The following is a 19414-nucleotide window of genomic DNA, read 5'->3' as shown; positions in this document are numbered from 1 at the left end:
ATGAAGGTTTTACATATATCTGGAGCCCGCAGTTGGGGAGGCAATGAACAACAACTTATATACTTAATTCAGGAGTTGAAAAAATATAATGTTGTTCAATCTTTATTTTGTTATGAGAGTACACCTCTTTTTGAAATTGTGCAAAACTTAGATATCCAGGTAATTGCCATCCCATATATAAAACCTCATAAAAAGGGGTATAGGGAATCACTAAAAAAAGCAGTAGTAGCTCATAGTTTTGATCTTTTGCATTTGCATACAAGCGACTCTGTTACAGGTTACGTGTTGACAGACCTTTTGAAGGGGTTAAAAACAAAAACAGTTTTTTCTAAGAAAGGAGTGAGTCGAAAAGTAAGTTTTTTGAGTAAGCAGAAGTATAATTATAGAAACATTGATAAGATATTATGTGTTTCCAAAGTGGTTTATGAGCACTTTAGAGAGGTGTTGTATGTGAAAAATCATTCAAAACTTTGCGTGGTGTATGATGGAGTTCAGGTTGAGGATGTGAGTAGAGAGGCGGAATCTAATATCAGAGAAGAACTAAATTTGCCAGAAGAGATTAAAGTTATCGGTAATATTGCAAATCATACCAAGGCGAAAGATCTTAAAACACTGATTAAAACTTTAGATGTTTTAGTTAACGAGAAGCATCAAAAAGATATACATCTTGTGCAAATGGGAGAATTTTCAAAACGCACTCAAGAACTTAAAGACATGGTGTTAGCACTGGGGCTCGAAAAGTATATTACATTTGTCGGTTTTAGAAAAAAAGCATCCTCATTTTTACCTCAGTTTGATATATATTTAATGACTTCAGAACGAGAAGGTGGGCCTACTACGGTTCTAGAGGCATTTTATAAAAAAGTAGCCGTTGTTTCTACCAGGGTAGGTATAGTAGGCGAGGCAATTACCGATGGAGAAAATGGTTTTGTGACCTCTGTAGGTGATTATGCATCTTTAGCAGACAAAATTGAGGTGTTGATTAAAGATCATGAGTTAAAAAGTACCTTTTCAGAACGCTCTTTTCAGAATTTTCTAAATCTATATACCACCGAGAAACTAGGTGCCGAAACCTTTAAAGTATACCGTGAAGTCTTAAATTAATTTAAAGATACTGATCTACTCCTTTTTCTATATAGGTAATTTTCTTATTTGTAGTTTCGTCCTCTATAACCTGATTAAGATGGATATGACTTTTGTCTTGCTCTTTGTGATAAATATGATATACAAGACCTTTGAACTTTAATCTTCTACCCTTTATTCCCATATTGATTAACCGTTGAATCATCTCACTGTCATCAATTCCCCAGCCAGTAAGAGCCTCATTAAAACCATTAACTTTCAAGAAATCAGAACGCCAAAAAGACATGTTGCAACCCCGTAATTTTGATGATCTCTTGTCTTCGGTTTTATATAAATTAGCCAAAAATGGGATTCTAATAGTTCTTCCTCTTTTTTTGATTCCTTTGGAAAAGAAATTAAATTTTGTCTGCTTTGTTTTAAAAAGTGTATTCAAATAATTTTCTTGAATATTTACCCGACTACCATACAAAAAAGTACCTTGTTGAGCTAAGGATAGATGATCCTTCACAAAATCTTCATGCATAATAATATCTCCATCAATTTCAATGATGTATTCATATTTGGCACTCGCTATTGCCTTATTCATAATAGCAGGTTTTCTGTTTTTTTTATCTTCATGCCAAATATGATGCAATGGAACTGGAAAGTCTTTTTGCATTTTTTTAATAAGAGCAGTAGTATCATTTTTGGAACCATCATCGGCAATAATTACTTCATCTGGGAGGTGGGTTTGATTTTTTATACTTAAAAGTAATAACTCCAAAGCTTCTGGCCAATTATAAGTAGGGGTTACCAAAGAACATTTAGGATATGTCATAGTTGAAGAATTATTTGTTTTGCAAAGTAACATAATTCTATTGAAGGATTTTTTAAAACAAGCACTTGTTTTAAAAAAACTTAAATACCTACCTTTGTCCGTATGTTAAGTAAATTCATCATTCACCCTTCATACAAGTCTTTAGAGTCTGCAGTAAAAGGTGTTATTCTTAATTTTGAAAATTATACGGAAGTTCTTGGAGCAGCAGAACGTAACGTAATTAAAATTGTCGAAATTGAAGATAAAAAGCATACCATAAAATCGTTTAAAATTCCCAATATTTTTAATCAGATTGCTTACAGGTTTTTGAGAAAATCTAAAGCTGAACGATCTTTTGAATATGCTACTAAATTGCTAGACTTAGGAATTAATACTCCTTTTCCGGTAGCTTACGAAATACAAACAACTCCCTTGTTGTTTAAAAGAAGTTATTACATTAGTGAGTTGGTGGATTGTGAACTTACCTACAGAGAGTTGACCACAGATTTTGATATAAAAAATCATGAAGAGATATTAAGAGCTTTTACTAGATTTACCTATCAACTTCATGTAAATGGAGTCAACTTTTTGGATCATTCTCCGGGGAATACCCTTATAAAAAGTAATGATAACGGATATGATTTCTTTTTAGTGGACCTAAATCGTATGGAGTTTGGTAAGATGGATTTTGAAACTAGGGTAAAGAACTTCGCTAAATTAACTATTCATAAGTTTATGGTGGAGATTATGAGTAATGAATATGCAAAATGTACAGGAGAAGATGAAAAAGAGATATTCGATTTGATGTGGGAGTCCACACGCGAATTTCAGCATCGATATTATCGTAAAATAAGAATGAAAAAAAGAATTTTCTTTTGGAAGAAAAAGTACAAAACTATGGTTTCTGATTCTCCGATTTGATAATTTCTCGCAGTTTGATATACTTCAAAAACGTAAGGTTGGCTGTTTGAGCACAGATAATAAATCCGTTTACGCCATCTAAGAACCCTAACCTTAAGAAATACGCTTTAAAAAACGCCCAAGTAGGATTAAAGAGAATGTTCCATAAAGTCGCTTTTTTTCCTAACTCATAGTAGGATTGTGCAGAAATAGAAGAAAACTTTTCAATTTGTAAGTTATGAGCACTGTAAGTAGGATAGTTCCAGTGCAAAATATCACCTTTTAATTTTCCGCTAGCTTTATTATTGTATAGTTTAAACTTTTCATGAATTCTATTTCCTGTCCATTCTCCCTTACCTCTTATAAATGCTCTTAGTTTTTTATCTGGATACCAATCAGAATGGTTGATCCATTGCCCACAATAGTTATTGAATCGATTCATGTAATAACCATCCTTGGTCCAATTCGATTTCAGAGCTAAGATTGATTCTTGAAGCTCAGGCGAAAGTGCTTCGTCACCATCCAAAGAAATGATATGATCGTAAGTAGCTTGAGCAACAGCAAAGTTCTTTTGGTCTTTATATCCTAAGAATTCTTGTTTTATAAAGGTTGCACCATAACTAAGACAAATCTCTTCGGTGCGATCTGTAGAAAAAGAATCCACCACGATAATTTCGTCTACAACATTTTTAAGTGATGCTAGACAAGCCTCGATTTTTCTTTCCTCATTAAAGGTAATGATGACTCCAGAGAGTTTTATCATAGTTGATGTTCTGTGTGTTAAATTCGGTCTTTAAAAATAACTAAATTATACTGTTGTTCCCAGCTATTACTGGAAAGATCAAAATTTGATTTCTATTTTTTTTGCTAACTGAATTCGTCATTGTTGAAAAGTTGGACTAAATAATTTTTCAGCTTCGGTATGATAGATTCAGAAGAAAAATGTTGATACAATTCTATAGCTCTGTCTTTAAGAGCTTTGTTTGGTGGTTGGGTGAACAAATCAGGTCTGACATCTACAAGGTGTATCGAATCATGTTCAACACCATCCTCAAACATATTCCAGTCTTTCTTTACGATCCAAGGCGAAAAAATAGTAAAAGTAGGGACATCAAGCGCTTTGGCCATGTTTACAGCACCTCCTTCATTTCCTATTAAAGCGTTACAATGAAATAATATGGCAATAAAACCTCTTAAACTTTTTGCATATACATTAAAATGAATACGTTGCTGTGTTTTTGGTAGTGTAAGATCATATATTGCCTTAGCTTCTTTTTCCTGACTAGGGATATAATTAAACAGAATGTTAGCCTCTGTGGTCCCGGCTACTTCATCTATTATTTTGGCCATGTATTTTGGTGGTAGTGTTTTTCTTTCTTCACTACCTAAAACACTAATCATAATCAAGGGGTCATTAACATTAATTCCATTTGATGCTAAAAACTCTTTGGCAGTTGCTATTTCTTCCTTGTCTAGAAAAATTTTAGGTTTCAGTATTTCAGAAGCTATCCGATGTTCAGGAATAATCAATCGTAATCTGTTTTCGATTGCAGTGCTCGCATTGGTAAGCGGTTTGGATTGTCTATGGATAACTTGTGTGTACAAAAGTTGTGTGTACCACTTGTAAAAGGAAATTCTCTCTGGTGCACCAGAAAATAAAGCGATCAGATTACTTTCTAATTTACCGAATGCGTCGATGACCATGTCATATTTTTCTTTTCGAATCTGTTTCAAAAAGCGATAGAGTGCTTTTTTGCTGTCTCTGTATTCTTGTTTAAATTCGATAATGTTATCAAAAAAGGGATTATTCTTGATAACTGGTTTGGCATTAGAATAGACCAGGTAGTCAACAGTACTATCAGGATACTCTTTTTTAAGGCTCTCACAAATTACTGTGCTTGTGAGAACATCACCTATCATTTTCTGTTGAACAACAAGGATTTTCATATACGATTGATCAAAATAGTTGAGCTTGTCTATCCAGAGACAAGCTCAATTTTTTTATAGAGCTAACTTCTTATACTGCAACGTCGTATTCACGAAGAGCATCGTTTAAAGAAGTTTTCTTATCAGTACTTTCTTTACGTTTTCCAATAATTAATGCACAAGGTACATTATATTCTCCAGCTGCAAATTTTTTGGTATAGCTTCCTGGAATAACTACTGATCCAGAAGGAACCACTCCTTTGCGCTCTACAGGAGTATCACCAGTAACATCAATAATTTTGGTAGAGGCTGTTAGTACTACATTGGCACCAAGTACAGCTTCTTTTTCAACTCGAACACCTTCTACAACGATACAACGAGACCCGATAAATGCATTATCCTCAATAATTACTGGAGCGGCTTGTAATGGTTCTAATACCCCTCCGATACCAACACCTCCACTAAGGTGAACATTTTTTCCAATTTGAGCACAACTTCCTACCGTTGCCCAGGTGTCTACCATAGTCCCTTCGTCAACATAAGCTCCAATGTTTACATAACTAGGCATTAAGATTGTTCCTGGTGAGATATAAGCTCCGTGGCGAGCAACAGCATTAGGAACTACACGGATACCTTTCGCTTCATATCCTTTTTTAAGAGGTATTTTGTCATGATATTCAAAAATTCCAGCCTCAAGCGTTTCCATTTTTTGAATAGGGAAATATAAAACAACTCCTTTTTTTACCCATTCATTTACTTGCCAACCTCCTTCGATAGGCTCGGCTACTCTTAGCTCTCCTGCATCTAGTAAATTAACAACTTGCCTTATGGCATCTTGGGTGGCAGCTTCTTTTAGAAGCTCTCTGTTATCCCATGCTTTTTCTATAGTTTCTTTTAGTTGGTTCATCGATCAAAAATTTTGGTAAATATAACAGCTTATATCGAAAAAAATACGGATAAACCATATTTTAGGAAACCATTAATAAATAAGGACTTTTTATAATAAAATCATACTTTTGCAAAAAAAAATATGGCAAGGATATTGGCAATTGATTATGGAGCGAAACGATGTGGGATTGCAGTAACCGACGAATCTCAGATCATCGCTTCTGGACTTACCACAGTAGATACAAAAGATTTGCTGTCTTGGTTAGAAGAGTATATGGGAGATGAAGAAGTAGAGCTTTTTGTGGTGGGAGAACCTAAAAGACTGCATGGAGAAGCTTCTGAGAGTGAAAAGTTAATTACCCCTTTCTTGAAGAAGCTCAATCAGAAATTTTCGGATATCCCGGTAAAAAGAATTGATGAACGTTTTACTTCAAAAATTGCTTTTAACACCATGATCGAAAGTGGAATATCCAAAAAGAAACGAAGAAACAAGGCTCTGGTAGATCAAATCAGTGCAACGATTATACTACAGGATTATTTGTATAATCGATAATTATAACATTAACAAGAATCATATGATTTACCCAATTGTAGCGTACGGAGATCCGGTATTGAAGAAAAAGGCAAAAGAGATTGATAAAGACTATCCGGAGCTTGATAAGCTTATTGAAAATATGTTTGAGACCATGTATAATGCACATGGAGTGGGCTTGGCGGCTCCGCAGATTGGACTGCCGATCAGAATATTTATTGTAGATGCCGAACCATTTTCAGAAGATGAAGAATTGTCTGAAGAAGAAGCAAAACAGTTAAAAAGTTTCAAGAAGGTGTTTATTAACGCGACCATTTTGGAAGAAAAAGATGATGAATGGGCATTTACAGAAGGCTGTTTAAGTATTCCTGATATACGCGAAGATGTATTTCGCAACGAGACAATCGTGATCAAATATTTTGACGAGAATTTTAAAGAGCATACAGAGACTTATGGAGGATTGGCAGCAAGAGTGATTCAACATGAATATGATCATATCGAAGGGATTTTGTTTACGGATAAACTATCCAGCCTAAAAAAGCGTTTGATTAAAGGAAAATTATCAAATATATCTAAAGGAAAAGTAAATGCGGATTACCGTATGCGTTTTCCTCTAGCGAAAAAAGGAAGATAACTAATTTTTATACTTGGTAATGTTTGATTATTTAAAACGAACTACAGATATTTGCCAACTTTGAAGATAAAATTTATGGGTTTAGATAAAATATTAGCAATTTCAGGGAAACCAGGATTGTATGAATTAAAAGCACAAACAAGAACTGGTTTTTTGGCAGAATCTTTACTCGACGGGAAAAGACTGTCGGTGAGCATCAGACATAATGTTAGCGTGCTAAGTGAAATTGCGATTTACACATTTACTGAAGAAGTGCCACTACGCGAAATTTTTCTGAAGATTCAGGAAAAAGAAAACGGAGAGCAAGCGATCAGTCATAAGGAGTCCAAAAACAAATTAGAAGCATATTTTTCTGAGGTATTACCTGATTACGATGAAGATAGGGTATATGTAAGCGATATGAAGAAAGTAATACAATGGTACAATATCCTCCAATCTAAAGGGATAACAGATTTCTCTGAAGTTGAAGAAGATAAGGCTACTACAGAAGAAGAATAACTGAAAAGTGAAATAATTATAGACATTTAAGTCCCGTTGAAAAACGGGATTTATTTTTTGTAATCACTTTTTTCTTTTTTTAGTTGTTAATGGATTATGAATAAGTTCCTAAATATTGCTTCATTTTCGATGTAGCTTTTCGGGACTTCTTTGTATTTTTGCGCAAAATTTTAGGCACAACAAATAAATTTTTAGTTTACATGGCTAATACCAAATATGTTTTCGTAACCGGAGGTGTTTCCTCTTCTTTAGGAAAAGGAATCATTGCAGCCTCATTGGCAAAATTACTTCAAGCAAGAGGTTACAGGGTTACTATACAAAAATTAGATCCTTATATTAATGTGGATCCAGGAACCCTTAACCCTTACGAACATGGAGAATGCTATGTAACCGACGATGGTGCCGAAACGGATCTTGATTTAGGACACTATGAGCGTTTTTTAAATAGAGCTACCTCGCAAGCTAATAATGTGACTACTGGTAGAATCTATCAAAGCGTAATTGAGAAAGAACGAAGAGGAGAGTTTTTAGGAAAAACGGTACAAGTGGTTCCTCATATTACTAATGAGATTAAAGAAAGAATTCAGATTTTAGGAAAAAGTGGAGATTACGATATTGTAATTACCGAAATAGGAGGTACCGTAGGTGATATTGAGTCTTTACCTTATATTGAAGCAGTGCGTCAGTTAAAATGGGAGTTGGGAGATACCAACGCCATTGTTATTCACTTAACCTTAATTCCATATTTATCAGCAGCAGGGGAGTTGAAAACCAAGCCTACTCAGCATAGTGTAAAAACCTTAATGGAAAGTGGTATAAAAGCAGATGTTTTGGTTTGCCGTACAGAGCACGAATTATCAGATGATCTTAGAAGAAAATTAGCACTGTTTTGTAATGTAAAACAGGAAGCGGTAATTCAATCTATAGATGCATCTACCATCTATGATGTTCCTAATCTGATGTTAGAAGAAGGGTTGGATTCTGTAGTGCTTAAGCAATTGGTTTTACGAGAAGACAATACGCCTGATCTGGAAAATTGGAATAAGTTTTTAGCACGACATAAAAATCCAAAGTGTGAAATCACCGTTGGATTAATTGGTAAGTATGTAGAATTGCAGGATTCTTATAAGTCAATTCTAGAAGCCTTTATTCATGCAGGAGCGGAAAATGAGGTAAAGGTCAATGTAGAAAGTATACATTCGGAATATATAGATGATGCTACTATCAAAGAAAAGATAGCGCATTTGGATGGTATTTTGGTAGCTCCAGGTTTTGGAGAGCGTGGTACTGAAGGTAAAATCAAAGCCGTGCAATTTGCCAGGGAAAACGGATTACCATTTTTTGGAATCTGTTTGGGAATGCAAATGGCAGTAATCGAATATTCTAGAAATGTATTAGGGCTAAAAGATGCTAGTTCTTCAGAAGTAGATGAAAATACAGAAGACCCAGTTATCGATTTGATGGAAGAGCAAAAGAGCATTACTGATATGGGAGGAACAATGCGTCTGGGAGCTTGGGATTGTGAGTTAACTGAAGATAGTAAGGTTTTTGAAGCCTATGGAGAAACGGCTATCAAAGAACGTCACCGTCATCGTTATGAGTACAATAATAATTACAAGGAGCAACTGGAAAATGCAGGGTTAAAAACTACTGGAGTAAATCCTAAAACTGGTCTTGTAGAGATTATAGAAATACCTGATCATCCTTGGTTTGTCGGAGTGCAGTATCATCCCGAATATAAAAGTACAGTGGCCAACCCACATCCACTTTTTATCGCTTTTGTAAAAGCAGCTGTGGCATACTCTAAAAGTGCTAAAAGTGCCAAAGTGTCACAGGGTTAGGAATTGGCGAGGTAATTGACAATAGAAAGTAATATAAAATTGTAAAGTCAGTCCTTTTCTGTTTTTTCAGCATAAAGGGAATTATACATATCATACATGGAAGAAAAGAAATTTGACCTTAATTCGATTATTGGATTTGCACTTATTTTTGGAATCATTATTTGGATGTTTTATCTAAACCAACCGACTCCAGAAGAAATTGAGGCAGAAAAAGCCAAACAAGAACAGGTTGAGGCACAGCAACAACAAACACCAAATAAAACCACCGATTTTGTTACTCAAAGTGAAGCGATTACCGTAAATCCCCAGGATTCGGTAGCTTTGGAACAAGCAAAAGGACAATTAGGAGCTTTTGCGTATTCTGCGAGTCTTCCTTCGGCAAAAGATCATAGTACTACGGTCGAAAATGATGTATTACTACTTAAAGTGAATAATAGAGGTGGATACATTTCTGAAGCACTTCTGAAAAACTTCAAAACTTACGATTCAGTTCCTGTATATTTAATCAAAGATGGTAAGAATGCTTCTTTTAATCTTAATTTTGGAACTACTGATAATAGAATCTTAAATACAAAAGATCTGTTTTTTGAACCAACGGTAACCAAAAATGGCGACAATACCGTGTTATCTATGAGGCTTAAAGTTTCAGATTCAAAGTATTTGGAATACCGATATGAGCTTAAGCCTAATGAGTATATGGTTGATTTTACCATTAGATCTCAAGGATTACAGCAGGTTTTCAATAGTAGTCAGTCCATCAATATGGATTGGAAACTACAAGGGATGCGTCATGCCAAAAGTGCTGCCTATGAGAATAGATATACCGAAATCGTATATGAATATGATGGAGATAAAGACGATTATTTAGGTCAGGGAGAATTTACAGATGACGAAGAAGAGAATGTATCTTGGGTGGCCTTTAAACAGCATTTCTTCACTTCAATTTTACTTACAGACACTCCATTTAAGAACGCTTCCTTTACCTCAAAAAATATTGCCAATGCTAGTGATTTGGCAGATAAAGAGATTAAAGTAACCAAAGAGTTTTCTGCTACCATGCCATTGGAACTTCAGGGAGGAGAACTAAATTACGCAATGGATTGGTACTACGGGCCAACAGATTATAGAATCCTGAATGATTACAAAAGAAACTTGGATGAGGTCGTACCTCTTGGATGGGGAATCTTTGGGGTGATTAACAAGTATTTATTTATTCCATTTTTTGACATTTTAAGAAGTTTCTTGGCTCCAGGCTTAGCTATTATCGCTTTAACGATTATCGTACGTATTCTTCTTTCTCCGGTAACTTATAAATCGTATTTGTCTCAGGCTAAAATGAAGGTACTACGTCCGGAGATTACAGAGATTAATGAAAAACATAAGGATAATGCCATGAAAAAGCAGCAAGAGACTATGGCATTATACAGTAAAGCAGGGGTGAATCCTATGAGTGGTTGTTTACCGGCTTTAATGCAGATTCCTGTGTTCTATGCCTTATTCAATTTCTTCCCAAGTGCTTTTGAATTGAGACAAAAGAGCTTTTTGTGGGCAGATGACTTATCGAGTTACGATACGATAGCGAATTTACCTTTTGAAATTCCGTTCTACGGAGATCATATTAGTTTATTTCCAATATTGGCTTCAATAGCGATCTTTATTTATATGATGATGACTACGGGGCAAACCATGCAAACGCAACAACCAGGGATGCCTAATATGAAATTCATCATGTATTTGTCTCCACTGATGATGTTATTTTTCTTTAATAATTATGCAAGTGGATTATCACTATACTATTTTGTTTCAAACTTGATTACAATAGGGATTATGTTGGTGATCAAAAATGTAATTATCGATGAAGATAAAATACATGCCAAAATCCAGGAGAATAAGAAGAAACCTAAGAAACAGGGAAGATTCCAGAAGAAGATGAAAGAATTGATGGAGCAGGCGGAAGAACAAAAAAAACAACAGCAAAAAGCTAAGAAGAAGTAGTTTCTTACCAATCGTAATATAGAAAGCTCCTTTTTTTGAGGAGCTTTTTTATATTTTGAAATATTTTATACTTTTAAAAAATGAAAGATTGGTATACTTTTTGGAAATTACATTCGTTGAAATAAAGTCCCAAATGAGTTAGTTATGCGAAATGCGTTTTTATTTTGTATTTGTGCTTTTGTTGGTATTGCTGTAAGCGGACAGGAATATAATCAGCTCGATGCCGATGGAAAAAGGCATGGAAAATGGCGAAAGCGATACGACAATAGTGATCAGATCCGTTACGAAGGTACCTTTGAACATGGTAAAGAAATAGGAGAGTTCAAATTCTACAAACCTTCAGGAGGAAATAAACCAACAGCCATAAAGACATTTTCTAAAAATAATGATACCGTTTTGGTTAAGTACTATAGCCAAAAAGGAAAGGTCATTAGTGAAGGAAACATGGTGTTAAAAGATCGTGTAGGGTTATGGAAATATTATCATAACGGATCCGATAAAATCATGATGTCCGAAGAATACAAAGCAGGGAAATTACATGGAGAACAGCTTACCTATTTCACCAATGGTAAACTCACCGAAAAAACAACTTATACCCTCGGGAAACGAAATGGTAAACGATTAATTTATTCTGAAAAGGGATTAATGCTTAAAGAGTTTACTTACGAAAATGATCAATTACATGGGTTGACCAAATATTATGATACTGATGGTAACTTGATTATCGAAGGAAATTATAAAAGAGATCGTAAAGATGGGATCTGGAAATATTATACCGACGGGAAATTGACGGAACAGAAAAAGTTTCCACTACAAAACGGAGGTTGATTTCTAGTATTGATTTATAATATACACCCATAGATAAAACCAAAAAGTGATACTTCTGTATTGCTTTTTTTATTTAGTATTTTTGCAGTATAAAAAGTTAACAAATCGATTTTATAGCGTAAAATCAAAGAGTTTTTTAAATGAAGAGAGTAATTGTAGGCCTTTCGGGAGGAGTTGATTCCAGTGTAGCGGCGTATTTGCTTAAAGAGCAAGGATACGAGGTGATTGGTCTGTTTATGAAAAACTGGCACGATGATTCTGTTACTATCTCCGACGAGTGCCCTTGGCTGGATGATAGTAATGATGCATTATTAGTAGCAGAGAAACTAGGAATTCCTTTCCAAACGGTAGATCTAAGTGAGCAGTATAAGGAAAGGATTGTAGATTACATGTTTAACGAATACGAGAGAGGGCGTACGCCTAATCCGGATGTTTTATGTAATCGAGAGATTAAGTTCGATGTTTTCTTGAAAATAGCCCTATCCCTTGGTGCAGATTATGTGGCAACAGGTCATTATTGTCGTAAAGAAACCATCCTACAAGACGGGAAAGAAGTTCATCGCTTACTGGCAGGAAAAGACCCTAATAAGGATCAATCTTATTTTTTATGTCAGTTGTCTCAGGAGCAGTTGTCCAAAACATTGTTTCCTGTAGGAGAATTATTAAAGCCCGAAGTACGAGAAATTGCTGCAGCACAGGATTTGGTAACAGCAGAGAAAAAGGATTCGCAAGGGTTGTGCTTTATTGGTAAGGTACGTTTACCAGAGTTTCTTCAACAGAAACTACAACCTAAACAAGGAGATATTATAGAGATTTCTTCAGAAGAAGATAAGTATGTAAAAACAATACCTCAATTCAATTCTAAAGTGGAAGAGTTAGAGTTTTTATCTACCAAGTATAAATATGAAACTACTGAAGGAAAGGTGGTAGGAAAACATCAGGGAGCTCATTACTTTACAAAAGGACAACGTAAAGGGTTAGCTGTTGGAGGTACACCAGAACCACTTTTTGTAATTGAAACCGATGTAGCTACTAATGTGATTTATACGGGGCAGGGAAAAGATCATCCTGGGCTTTACAGAAAAGCATTGTTTGTCTCAAACGAAGAATTGCATTGGGTGCGAGAAGATCTTTCATTGGAAGTAGATGAAGAGATGGAAGTAATGGCACGTATCCGTTACAGACAGCCTTTAGAGAAAGCTAGATTGCATCAGGTAGATTCAGGAATGTATGTGGTTTTTGAAAATGCGCAAAGTGCTATCACAGAAGGACAGTTTGTAGCCTGGTACCTCGAGGACGAGTTAGTAGGTTCTGGAGTGATTTCGTAATCACAGTTCATAAAAAATCATAAAGCTATATGAGACCCCAAAGGATTTAAATACCTTTGGGGTTTTTAAATATTAATGTATGAATACCATCAAATCACTATTTAATATTGAATATCCAATAGTACAAGGCGGAATGATCTGGGCGAGCGGATGGAAACTGGCTAGTGCAGTGAGTAATGCTGGAGGATTAGGGCTTATTGGAGCAGGGTCAATGTACCCAGATGTTTTGAGAGAACACATCCAAAAATGCAAAGAAGCTACAAGTAAACCTTTTGGAGTAAATGTTCCGATGTTGTATCCCAATCTTGAAGAAATTATACAGATTATCATAGAAGAAGGAGTGAAGATTGTATTTACTTCTGCCGGAAACCCAAAAACATATACCAAACATCTTAAGGATCAGGGAATCACTGTGGTTCATGTGGTGAGTAGCCTTAAATTTGCCCTAAAAGCCCAGGATGCCGGAGTAGACGCTATCGTGGCCGAAGGTTTTGAAGCAGGAGGGCATAACGGTAGAGATGAAACTACCACATTGGCTTTAATCCCAATGGTAAAAGAAAAAATACATATTCCCCTAATTGCCGCTGGGGGTATTGCCACTGGAGCTGCAATGTATGCAGTTATGGCTTTGGGAGCTAATGGAGTGCAGCTAGGAAGTCGTTTTGTTGCTAGTGATGAAGCCTCTTCTCATATGGATTTCAAAAAAATGGTGGTAGATGCCAAAGAAGGAGATACACAGCTTACATTAAAGGAATTGGCACCGGTGCGAATGCTTAAGAATAAGTTTTATCAGGATGTTGCCGAATTGTATACCAAAGGCCCTTCTGTAGAAGAATTAAAAAACTTATTGGGTAGAGCCAGAGCAAAACGCGGTATGTTTGAAGGAGATCTTGAAGAAGGAGAGCTCGAAATAGGGCAAGTTTCAGGATTGATACATGATATCAAACCTGCTGCAGAGATTATTCAGGATATGATATCTGAATTCAAGAATACCAAAAACAAAATGGATCAACTCGCTATCTAACAACTCTTATGAACTCTAGAAAGGACCAATTACAGGCATTTGATAGGTTATTAACCATAATGGATGAGCTTAGGGAGCAATGCCCCTGGGATAAAAAACAAACACTACAGTCATTACGGCATCTTACGATAGAAGAAACGTATGAGCTAGGGGATGCAATACTAGATAATGATCTTGAAGAAGTAAAAAAAGAGCTTGGAGATCTATTACTCCATATTGTTTTTTATGCAAAAATAGGAAGCGAAACACAAGATTTTGATATTGCCGATGTGGCCAATGAAATCTGTGAAAAATTGATCAACAGGCATCCACATATTTATGGTGATGTGGAAGTGAATGATGAAGAAGATGTGAAACGAAATTGGGAAAATTTAAAGCTTAAAGAAGGCAAAAAGAGCGTGCTAGAAGGGGTGCCTAAATCATTACCAGCTGTAGTAAAGGCAAGTAGAATTCAAGATAAAGTTGCGGGGGTAGGATTTGATTGGGAAGAACCACATCAGGTGTTTGATAAGTTGAAAGAAGAGTTAGAAGAACTGCAGCATGAAATAAAAGTTGGAGATGCCGAAAAAATGGAATCAGAATTTGGAGACGTAATGTTTTCTATGGTCAATTACGCCAGGTTTTTGAATGTTAATCCTGAGGATGCACTAGAACGCACAAACAAAAAATTCATAAAACGATTCCAATATCTTGAGCAAAAGGCTAAAGAACTCAATAAAAGCCTTAAGGATATGACATTATCAGAAATGGACGTGTATTGGGAGGAAGCCAAGAAATTATAAATGTATATAGACTACAAAAAAATAGTTCCCCATCGATATCATATAGTAACGATGGGGAACTTCATATATAAAGGGGGCATGTTAAGGATTACGGTTTAAAAATCTTTTTGATCTGTGTATGACCATCGATGGTAATTTTGCAAAGATAAATTCCAGAAGAACGTATTTGATTACTTCCTAGATCAATACTATGTTTACCTTGTTTTACTACCGCATCGAAAATTACTTCTGAAGCACCATACAAATTAATAAGCTCTATAGTGATCACACTTTTTTCGGTTTTGGTGTACCATGATAGTGTTGAATTAGCAGCAACGGGATTAGGACTGATATTGAAGGAGGTGGTTAAAAAACTAGTTTCATCTGTTTTGCTAGTACTAGGTTTTGTATCATGCCAAACACTATTATAATACCATCCATCTGTACAACGATTAAGATCTCCTGTTTGCGAAGAACCACTATTGCTGAATATGATATTTGCACAGTTGGTATTCGCAAATGTGTATCTGTACCATCCTTCAGTATCTTCTATCATCGCCTCTCCCGGCCAGGAAGTGGTGAGTGCAGTTGGTGTAGTATTCCAATAATAAATAGATGGGTTACTAAAAGTATCCGATTTAAAGTATACAGTCAGATCACTATCTCCCTCTTCGGGATTAGAGTCATACCATACACCATTAAAATACCAACCGTTTCCGCATCGATTTTGATCAGTAGTTTGATTACTTCCATTATCGCTAAAAATCAAATTGGTACAATTTACATTGGCTAAGGTATAACTAAACCAACCGTTCCCAATATCTTGCATCGATTCTCCCGGCCAACTTGTAGAAAGATCCGCCGGACTGGTATTCCAAAAGTATATTTCGGGAGTATTAAGATTGCCTTTATAGTAGATCGTCATACCGCCTGAACTTGGCTGAAAGGTAAAAGTATTTTCAACTACAGAAGACGATAGACCTTCGTTATCGTATGCAATTGCTTTTAAGGTCGTATTTTGATTCAGAGTAATAGCAGACGAGTATACATTGGAAGAAGTTGACGGTTCGTCACCGTTAGTGGTGTAGTAAATAGTAACTCCACTAGGGTTATTATCGCTTGCAGTAAGCGTTATAGTCACATTTTCGCCTTCAACAAAAGATCCTCCTTCTGGAGACATGATCAAAGTAGGAGGGGTATTTGTATTCCCGCCTGGTTGGGTATCGTACCATGTTCCGTTATCATACCAACCGTCTCTATCTCTAGAAAGATCTGGGGTTTTATTACTGGCGTTATCACTAAACAACAAATTAGTACTATTGACACCTTCAAAAATGTATTCATACCATTCCGAATTGCCTACTTGTGTCATTATAGGTCCTGGCCAGTTACTAGGAGGGAGTACATCTGGAGATTCGTTCCAATAATGCACATTTACTTGCGACCAACTAGCAGGTTTTTTAAAATAAATATGAAGACCTTCTATAGGGCCAATCGTATAGTTTTTGGTAATAATATCGGATGCAGTACCGTTGGTGTCAAATACGACTGCCTTAATGGTTGTAGACTCGGTTATGGTAAAGCGTCCTGTATATCGTATGCTAGACGCATTCGGATTGCTCCCATCGGTAGTGTAAAAGATATTATAAGGCCCTCCGGCTCCACCAAGCCCTTCCATAGAGATCTCTATTGGATCCTCAGAACGACTTGTGTTTGGATTCACTACTGCTATTGGATTCGAGGGGCCATTAACGCAATTCTCAAAAAAACCACCGCCACAACTTCCTATTAATCCCGGACCATTAAGCACATATATCCCAGCAGAGCCTGAAGTAACTGAAAAGTTTAGTGTTCCGTTAGAAGCTGCAATTTCCCGACCTGTAACGGCATCTCTATAGATTCCGTTTGTCATTCCTGAAATTGAAAAAGAAGCACCTCCGTCTTTGGCAAGTCCGACAGCGACTTCACTATTTTGATATACTCTTCTGTAAGCTACAGCATTTCCCGGGGCATCTTTCCAGCTCCATGCTCCTTTTTGCAACGCAGGAACAGCTTTACGTATGGCATTTAGCTTTTTGATATGTTGATATATGGTATGACTAGAGGCTTGATCAATAACATCTCCATAGTAGGCTCTACCAGTTTCATTAATAGATCGTTGTATTCCTGAAGCATCATGAATATCTGCAAATTCCCCAGCTTTAAAACGCATTTCGGTACCATAATATACCGACGGAATACCTCTCCAGGTAAACATGAAATTCATACAGGCTGCTAGGTTTTCATCACTACCCCCATACCGTCTATTCCAATCATTATTAGGTCCAAAATCATGATTGTCTAGCCAGGTAACTAAGGTAGAAGGGTCGCTGTATAGATGGTCATATCTAGCTGCTGCTTTTACCGTAGGGAAAGATTGACCTTCTTCAAAAGTACCATGAAAAGTAGCTTCTCCATAAAAATCAAGAACGGCCATATCAAGAGGTGCAGAATTGTTTACGGCTCCTCTCCAGGTATAATAGTGCGGATTGATCTCCTCTACAGGGTGTAACTCATGCCTTTTTTGCGCGACTTCTCCAAAAATGAAGAGATCTGGGTTGATTGCTTTAAAAGCATCGTAGAAATAGATAACATCCTCTCTACTCATATGCTTTATAGTATCCCATCGAAACGCGTCTACTCCCATATTAATAAAAGTTGCGTAGGCATTCACCAGATAGTCTCGAACCTCTTGACTACCTGTGTTTAAGTCTGGAGTATCACCTGCCAATGCTCTATTGTATAGATTTTCTATATCATCAAACCCTTGGGCAAAACCATTTCCAGAGTGGTGGTACCAATCGGGATCAGAAGTGTCTACATAGTTTTCTTTACTAGGGAAATTAAATGCTGCCAAATTTTGGTTGTACGGTGGTGGCATCTTGGCCAGATTAGCTCTACTCCATATCAATCCATCTTCGGGATTAGGAGTTAACCCATCATATTCCCAATTGGGATTGTCTGGAGCATACCAGCTTGCATCGGGATCTGTATTGTATTTAATTTCCGCCACATCTTTGATTCCAAACCTTCCTGCATGGTTGGTAACAACATCCAGTACGATTTTCATGTCTCTGGCATGGATCTCATTGATTAAATCCTGAAATGTGGCACCAGGAGATTCCAATCTGGGATCTACTTTGGTAAAATCCCAGGCGTGATAGCCATGATAATCCAGAGGACTACGGTTATGAACGATAGGAGTAATCCAAATAGCGGTAAAACCAAGATCTTTGATGTAATCCAGTTTTTGAATCAACCCTTTGAAATCTCCTCGCCAAGTTACATCGTTGGGATCTGTGATTGAAGGATTAATTGTAGGGTCGGGATTGTACGAAGACCATTCGGTAGGAGCATTGTTACTTTGATCACCGTCAAAAAAACGGGTGGTCATCAAAAAGTAAATGGTTTCTTCTCTGAAATCTGTTTGTCCTTGTGTAATAAGTGGAACAAAATAAACCGTGCAACAGCTAAGTATAGCTGTCGCTTTGAGTAATAACTTTTTCATTAGTGTTGTCCTTGTGTTGATTGTGTGTAAAAAAATTAACCATATAATTGTGAATTATATAATTAATCTTGTCAATAAATATTGATTTAGCAATTTAGGTAAAATCTTAGGGCTGTTAGAGTGGCCGTGTATGCGAAAACGTTTTCGTGTTGATAAATCACAGAAACTTCATGTTTTTTTACATGTATAAAAAATTAAAAGAAGTGTTATTTTTTTAGATGAAAATATGCTTTGAGAACCTTTAGTTCTTGATAATCAAAGTGTTTGTTGATCCATTGTGCTGTTTTGTCAGAATAAAAAAACACATGTGTAGCGTCATTTTTATACCACCAGGATTCGAAATTTATAGAGGAGGAATAGAGATTGGTTTTGCAAAATAAAATTCCTCCTGGCTTTAATAGGGAATATAACCGTGCAAATTCCTTTGATGGTTGATAAAAGTGCTCTATAACCTCACAGGAAACGATATAATCATAGGTGTGTTCTAAAGCATCCGTGTTCGGATCAAAAAAAGGATCATAAGTCTCGATGTTATATCCTTTCTTTCTTAGAAGTGATGTAATTACTGAATTTGTTCCAGAGCCAAAATCTAGTCCTAAATCATCTGCTTCAAAAGTATTCAAAACAGCATCGACGAGCGGAGATACAAAGTTCTGATACCCTTTGTCATTGACATCGTTTTGGTGCAATTGATAACGCTCTTTTTCTTTTTCTTCGGATAACAGGAAAGAAGGATCTAAAAAAATACCATCGCACACAGTACAGCGATAGTATATTCTTTGGTGTGTTTCAGAAAAAAGTTGACTTTGTGATTGACAAAGCGGACAGTGCAT

17 protein-coding genes are annotated in these 19414 nt (G+C 36.2%); 11 read left to right on the top strand and 6 right to left on the bottom strand.

Translation table 11 applies throughout. The annotated features are described in order from the left end of the window. Entirely contained in the window at nucleotides 1-1104 is a 1104-nt protein-coding gene (locus ACXAGJ_RS06205; RefSeq protein WP_474838118.1) for a glycosyltransferase, read from the top strand. A gap of 1 nt (nucleotide 1105) precedes the next feature. Here ACXAGJ_RS06205 and ACXAGJ_RS06200 read toward each other — a convergent pair whose 3' ends face one another. Continuing rightward, entirely contained in the window at nucleotides 1106-1900 is a 795-nt protein-coding gene (locus ACXAGJ_RS06200; RefSeq protein WP_474838116.1) for a glycosyltransferase family 2 protein, read from the bottom strand. 102 nt (nucleotides 1901-2002) lie between these two features. Here ACXAGJ_RS06200 and ACXAGJ_RS06195 point away from each other — a divergent pair, with 102 nt between their 5' ends. After that, entirely contained in the window at nucleotides 2003-2800 is a 798-nt protein-coding gene (locus ACXAGJ_RS06195; RefSeq protein ID WP_474838114.1) for a lipopolysaccharide kinase InaA family protein, read from the top strand. Here the strand turns inward: ACXAGJ_RS06195 and ACXAGJ_RS06190 are convergent. The 3 genes from ACXAGJ_RS06190 to ACXAGJ_RS06180 form a co-directional block, all read right to left on the bottom strand. Then, nucleotides 2775-3542 carry a glycosyltransferase family 2 protein gene (locus ACXAGJ_RS06190; RefSeq protein ID WP_474838112.1) on the bottom strand — a complete coding sequence of 256 codons (768 nt, stop codon included), beginning with the start codon at nucleotides 3540-3542 and terminating at the stop codon, nucleotides 2775-2777. The genes ACXAGJ_RS06195 and ACXAGJ_RS06190 overlap by 26 nt on opposite strands. A 104-nt stretch (nucleotides 3543-3646) precedes the next feature. Next, the gene (locus ACXAGJ_RS06185; protein WP_474838110.1) at nucleotides 3647-4726 is read right to left on the bottom strand and encodes a glycosyltransferase family 9 protein; all 1080 of its coding nucleotides are present in this window, start codon (nucleotides 4724-4726) and stop codon (nucleotides 3647-3649) included. Between the two features lie 70 nt (nucleotides 4727-4796). Further along, complete coding sequence (locus ACXAGJ_RS06180; RefSeq protein WP_473281288.1) at nucleotides 4797-5612, bottom strand: 2,3,4,5-tetrahydropyridine-2,6-dicarboxylate N-succinyltransferase; 816 nt, start codon at nucleotides 5610-5612, stop codon at nucleotides 4797-4799. A gap of 123 nt (nucleotides 5613-5735) precedes the next feature. Here ACXAGJ_RS06180 and ruvX point away from each other — a divergent pair, with 123 nt between their 5' ends. The 9 genes from ruvX to mazG all read left to right on the top strand — a co-directional run bounded on the left by ruvX (nucleotide 5736) and on the right by mazG (nucleotide 15055). Next, the gene (ruvX, locus tag ACXAGJ_RS06175; RefSeq protein WP_474838108.1) at nucleotides 5736-6146 is read left to right on the top strand and encodes a Holliday junction resolvase RuvX; all 411 of its coding nucleotides are present in this window, start codon (nucleotides 5736-5738) and stop codon (nucleotides 6144-6146) included. Nucleotides 6147-6168: 22 nt separating this feature from the next. Next, nucleotides 6169-6759, top strand: a complete 591-nt coding sequence (gene def, locus ACXAGJ_RS06170; protein ID WP_474838106.1) for a peptide deformylase — start codon at nucleotides 6169-6171, stop codon at nucleotides 6757-6759. Between the two features lie 75 nt (nucleotides 6760-6834). Continuing rightward, nucleotides 6835-7257 (top strand): DUF5606 family protein, encoded by a 423-nt coding sequence (locus ACXAGJ_RS06165; RefSeq protein WP_474838104.1) that lies wholly within the window; start codon nucleotides 6835-6837, stop codon nucleotides 7255-7257. A gap of 200 nt (nucleotides 7258-7457) precedes the next feature. Beyond that, nucleotides 7458-9098: a CTP synthase gene (locus tag ACXAGJ_RS06160; RefSeq protein ID WP_474838102.1), complete on the top strand. Its 1641-nt coding sequence runs from the start codon at nucleotides 7458-7460 to the stop codon at nucleotides 9096-9098. Between the two features lie 96 nt (nucleotides 9099-9194). Continuing rightward, nucleotides 9195-11093, top strand: coding sequence for a membrane protein insertase YidC (gene yidC, locus ACXAGJ_RS06155; protein ID WP_474838100.1), 1899 nt, complete (start codon nucleotides 9195-9197; stop codon nucleotides 11091-11093). Between the two features lie 144 nt (nucleotides 11094-11237). Then, complete coding sequence (locus ACXAGJ_RS06150; protein ID WP_474838098.1) at nucleotides 11238-11921, top strand: toxin-antitoxin system YwqK family antitoxin; 684 nt, start codon at nucleotides 11238-11240, stop codon at nucleotides 11919-11921. A 140-nt stretch (nucleotides 11922-12061) separates the two neighbouring features. Further along, nucleotides 12062-13249: a tRNA 2-thiouridine(34) synthase MnmA gene (gene mnmA, locus ACXAGJ_RS06145; protein WP_474838096.1), complete on the top strand. Its 1188-nt coding sequence runs from the start codon at nucleotides 12062-12064 to the stop codon at nucleotides 13247-13249. Nucleotides 13250-13328: 79 nt separating this feature from the next. Further along, nucleotides 13329-14273, top strand: a complete 945-nt coding sequence (locus ACXAGJ_RS06140) for an NAD(P)H-dependent flavin oxidoreductase (RefSeq protein WP_474838094.1) — start codon at nucleotides 13329-13331, stop codon at nucleotides 14271-14273. A gap of 8 nt (nucleotides 14274-14281) precedes the next feature. Beyond that, the gene (gene mazG / locus ACXAGJ_RS06135; RefSeq protein ID WP_474838092.1) at nucleotides 14282-15055 is read left to right on the top strand and encodes a nucleoside triphosphate pyrophosphohydrolase; all 774 of its coding nucleotides are present in this window, start codon (nucleotides 14282-14284) and stop codon (nucleotides 15053-15055) included. An 88-nt stretch (nucleotides 15056-15143) separates the two neighbouring features. Here mazG and ACXAGJ_RS06130 read toward each other — a convergent pair whose 3' ends face one another. Both ACXAGJ_RS06130 and ACXAGJ_RS06125 read right to left on the bottom strand, forming a co-directional pair. Then, the gene (locus ACXAGJ_RS06130) at nucleotides 15144-18581 is read right to left on the bottom strand and encodes a starch-binding protein (RefSeq protein ID WP_474838090.1); all 3438 of its coding nucleotides are present in this window, start codon (nucleotides 18579-18581) and stop codon (nucleotides 15144-15146) included. A gap of 206 nt (nucleotides 18582-18787) precedes the next feature. Further along, the gene (locus ACXAGJ_RS06125) at nucleotides 18788-19414 is read right to left on the bottom strand and encodes a methyltransferase domain-containing protein (RefSeq protein ID WP_474838088.1); all 627 of its coding nucleotides are present in this window, start codon (nucleotides 19412-19414) and stop codon (nucleotides 18788-18790) included.

The sequence above is a fragment of the Aquimarina sp. AWH4_224 genome (assembly GCF_056160245.1).
Note: the sequence above shows the minus strand (reverse complement) of the source record. Positions and strands in the feature narration are given on the sequence as shown.

What these genes read in the sequence shown, in the direction of transcription:
- ACXAGJ_RS06205 (WP_474838118.1), top strand. Translation starts at nt 1, where the DNA reads ATGAAGGTTTTACATATATCTGGAGCCCGCAGTTGGGGAGGCAATGAA.
- ACXAGJ_RS06200 (WP_474838116.1), bottom strand. Translation starts at nt 1,900, where the DNA reads ATGACATATCCTAAATGTTCTTTGGTAACCCCTACTTATAATTGGCCA.
- ACXAGJ_RS06195 (WP_474838114.1), top strand. Translation starts at nt 2,003, where the DNA reads ATGTTAAGTAAATTCATCATTCACCCTTCATACAAGTCTTTAGAGTCT.
- ACXAGJ_RS06190 (WP_474838112.1), bottom strand. Translation starts at nt 3,542, where the DNA reads ATGATAAAACTCTCTGGAGTCATCATTACCTTTAATGAGGAAAGAAAA.
- ACXAGJ_RS06185 (WP_474838110.1), bottom strand. Translation starts at nt 4,726, where the DNA reads ATGAAAATCCTTGTTGTTCAACAGAAAATGATAGGTGATGTTCTCACA.
- ACXAGJ_RS06180 (WP_473281288.1), bottom strand. Translation starts at nt 5,612, where the DNA reads ATGAACCAACTAAAAGAAACTATAGAAAAAGCATGGGATAACAGAGAG.
- ruvX (WP_474838108.1), top strand. Translation starts at nt 5,736, where the DNA reads ATGGCAAGGATATTGGCAATTGATTATGGAGCGAAACGATGTGGGATT.
- def (WP_474838106.1), top strand. Translation starts at nt 6,169, where the DNA reads ATGATTTACCCAATTGTAGCGTACGGAGATCCGGTATTGAAGAAAAAG.
- ACXAGJ_RS06165 (WP_474838104.1), top strand. Translation starts at nt 6,835, where the DNA reads ATGGGTTTAGATAAAATATTAGCAATTTCAGGGAAACCAGGATTGTAT.
- ACXAGJ_RS06160 (WP_474838102.1), top strand. Translation starts at nt 7,458, where the DNA reads ATGGCTAATACCAAATATGTTTTCGTAACCGGAGGTGTTTCCTCTTCT.
- yidC (WP_474838100.1), top strand. Translation starts at nt 9,195, where the DNA reads ATGGAAGAAAAGAAATTTGACCTTAATTCGATTATTGGATTTGCACTT.
- ACXAGJ_RS06150 (WP_474838098.1), top strand. Translation starts at nt 11,238, where the DNA reads ATGCGAAATGCGTTTTTATTTTGTATTTGTGCTTTTGTTGGTATTGCT.
- mnmA (WP_474838096.1), top strand. Translation starts at nt 12,062, where the DNA reads ATGAAGAGAGTAATTGTAGGCCTTTCGGGAGGAGTTGATTCCAGTGTA.
- ACXAGJ_RS06140 (WP_474838094.1), top strand. Translation starts at nt 13,329, where the DNA reads ATGAATACCATCAAATCACTATTTAATATTGAATATCCAATAGTACAA.
- mazG (WP_474838092.1), top strand. Translation starts at nt 14,282, where the DNA reads ATGAACTCTAGAAAGGACCAATTACAGGCATTTGATAGGTTATTAACC.
- ACXAGJ_RS06130 (WP_474838090.1), bottom strand. Translation starts at nt 18,581, where the DNA reads ATGAAAAAGTTATTACTCAAAGCGACAGCTATACTTAGCTGTTGCACG.
- ACXAGJ_RS06125 (WP_474838088.1), bottom strand. Translation starts at nt 19,414, where the DNA reads ATGCACTGTCCGCTTTGTCAATCACAAAGTCAACTTTTTTCTGAAACA.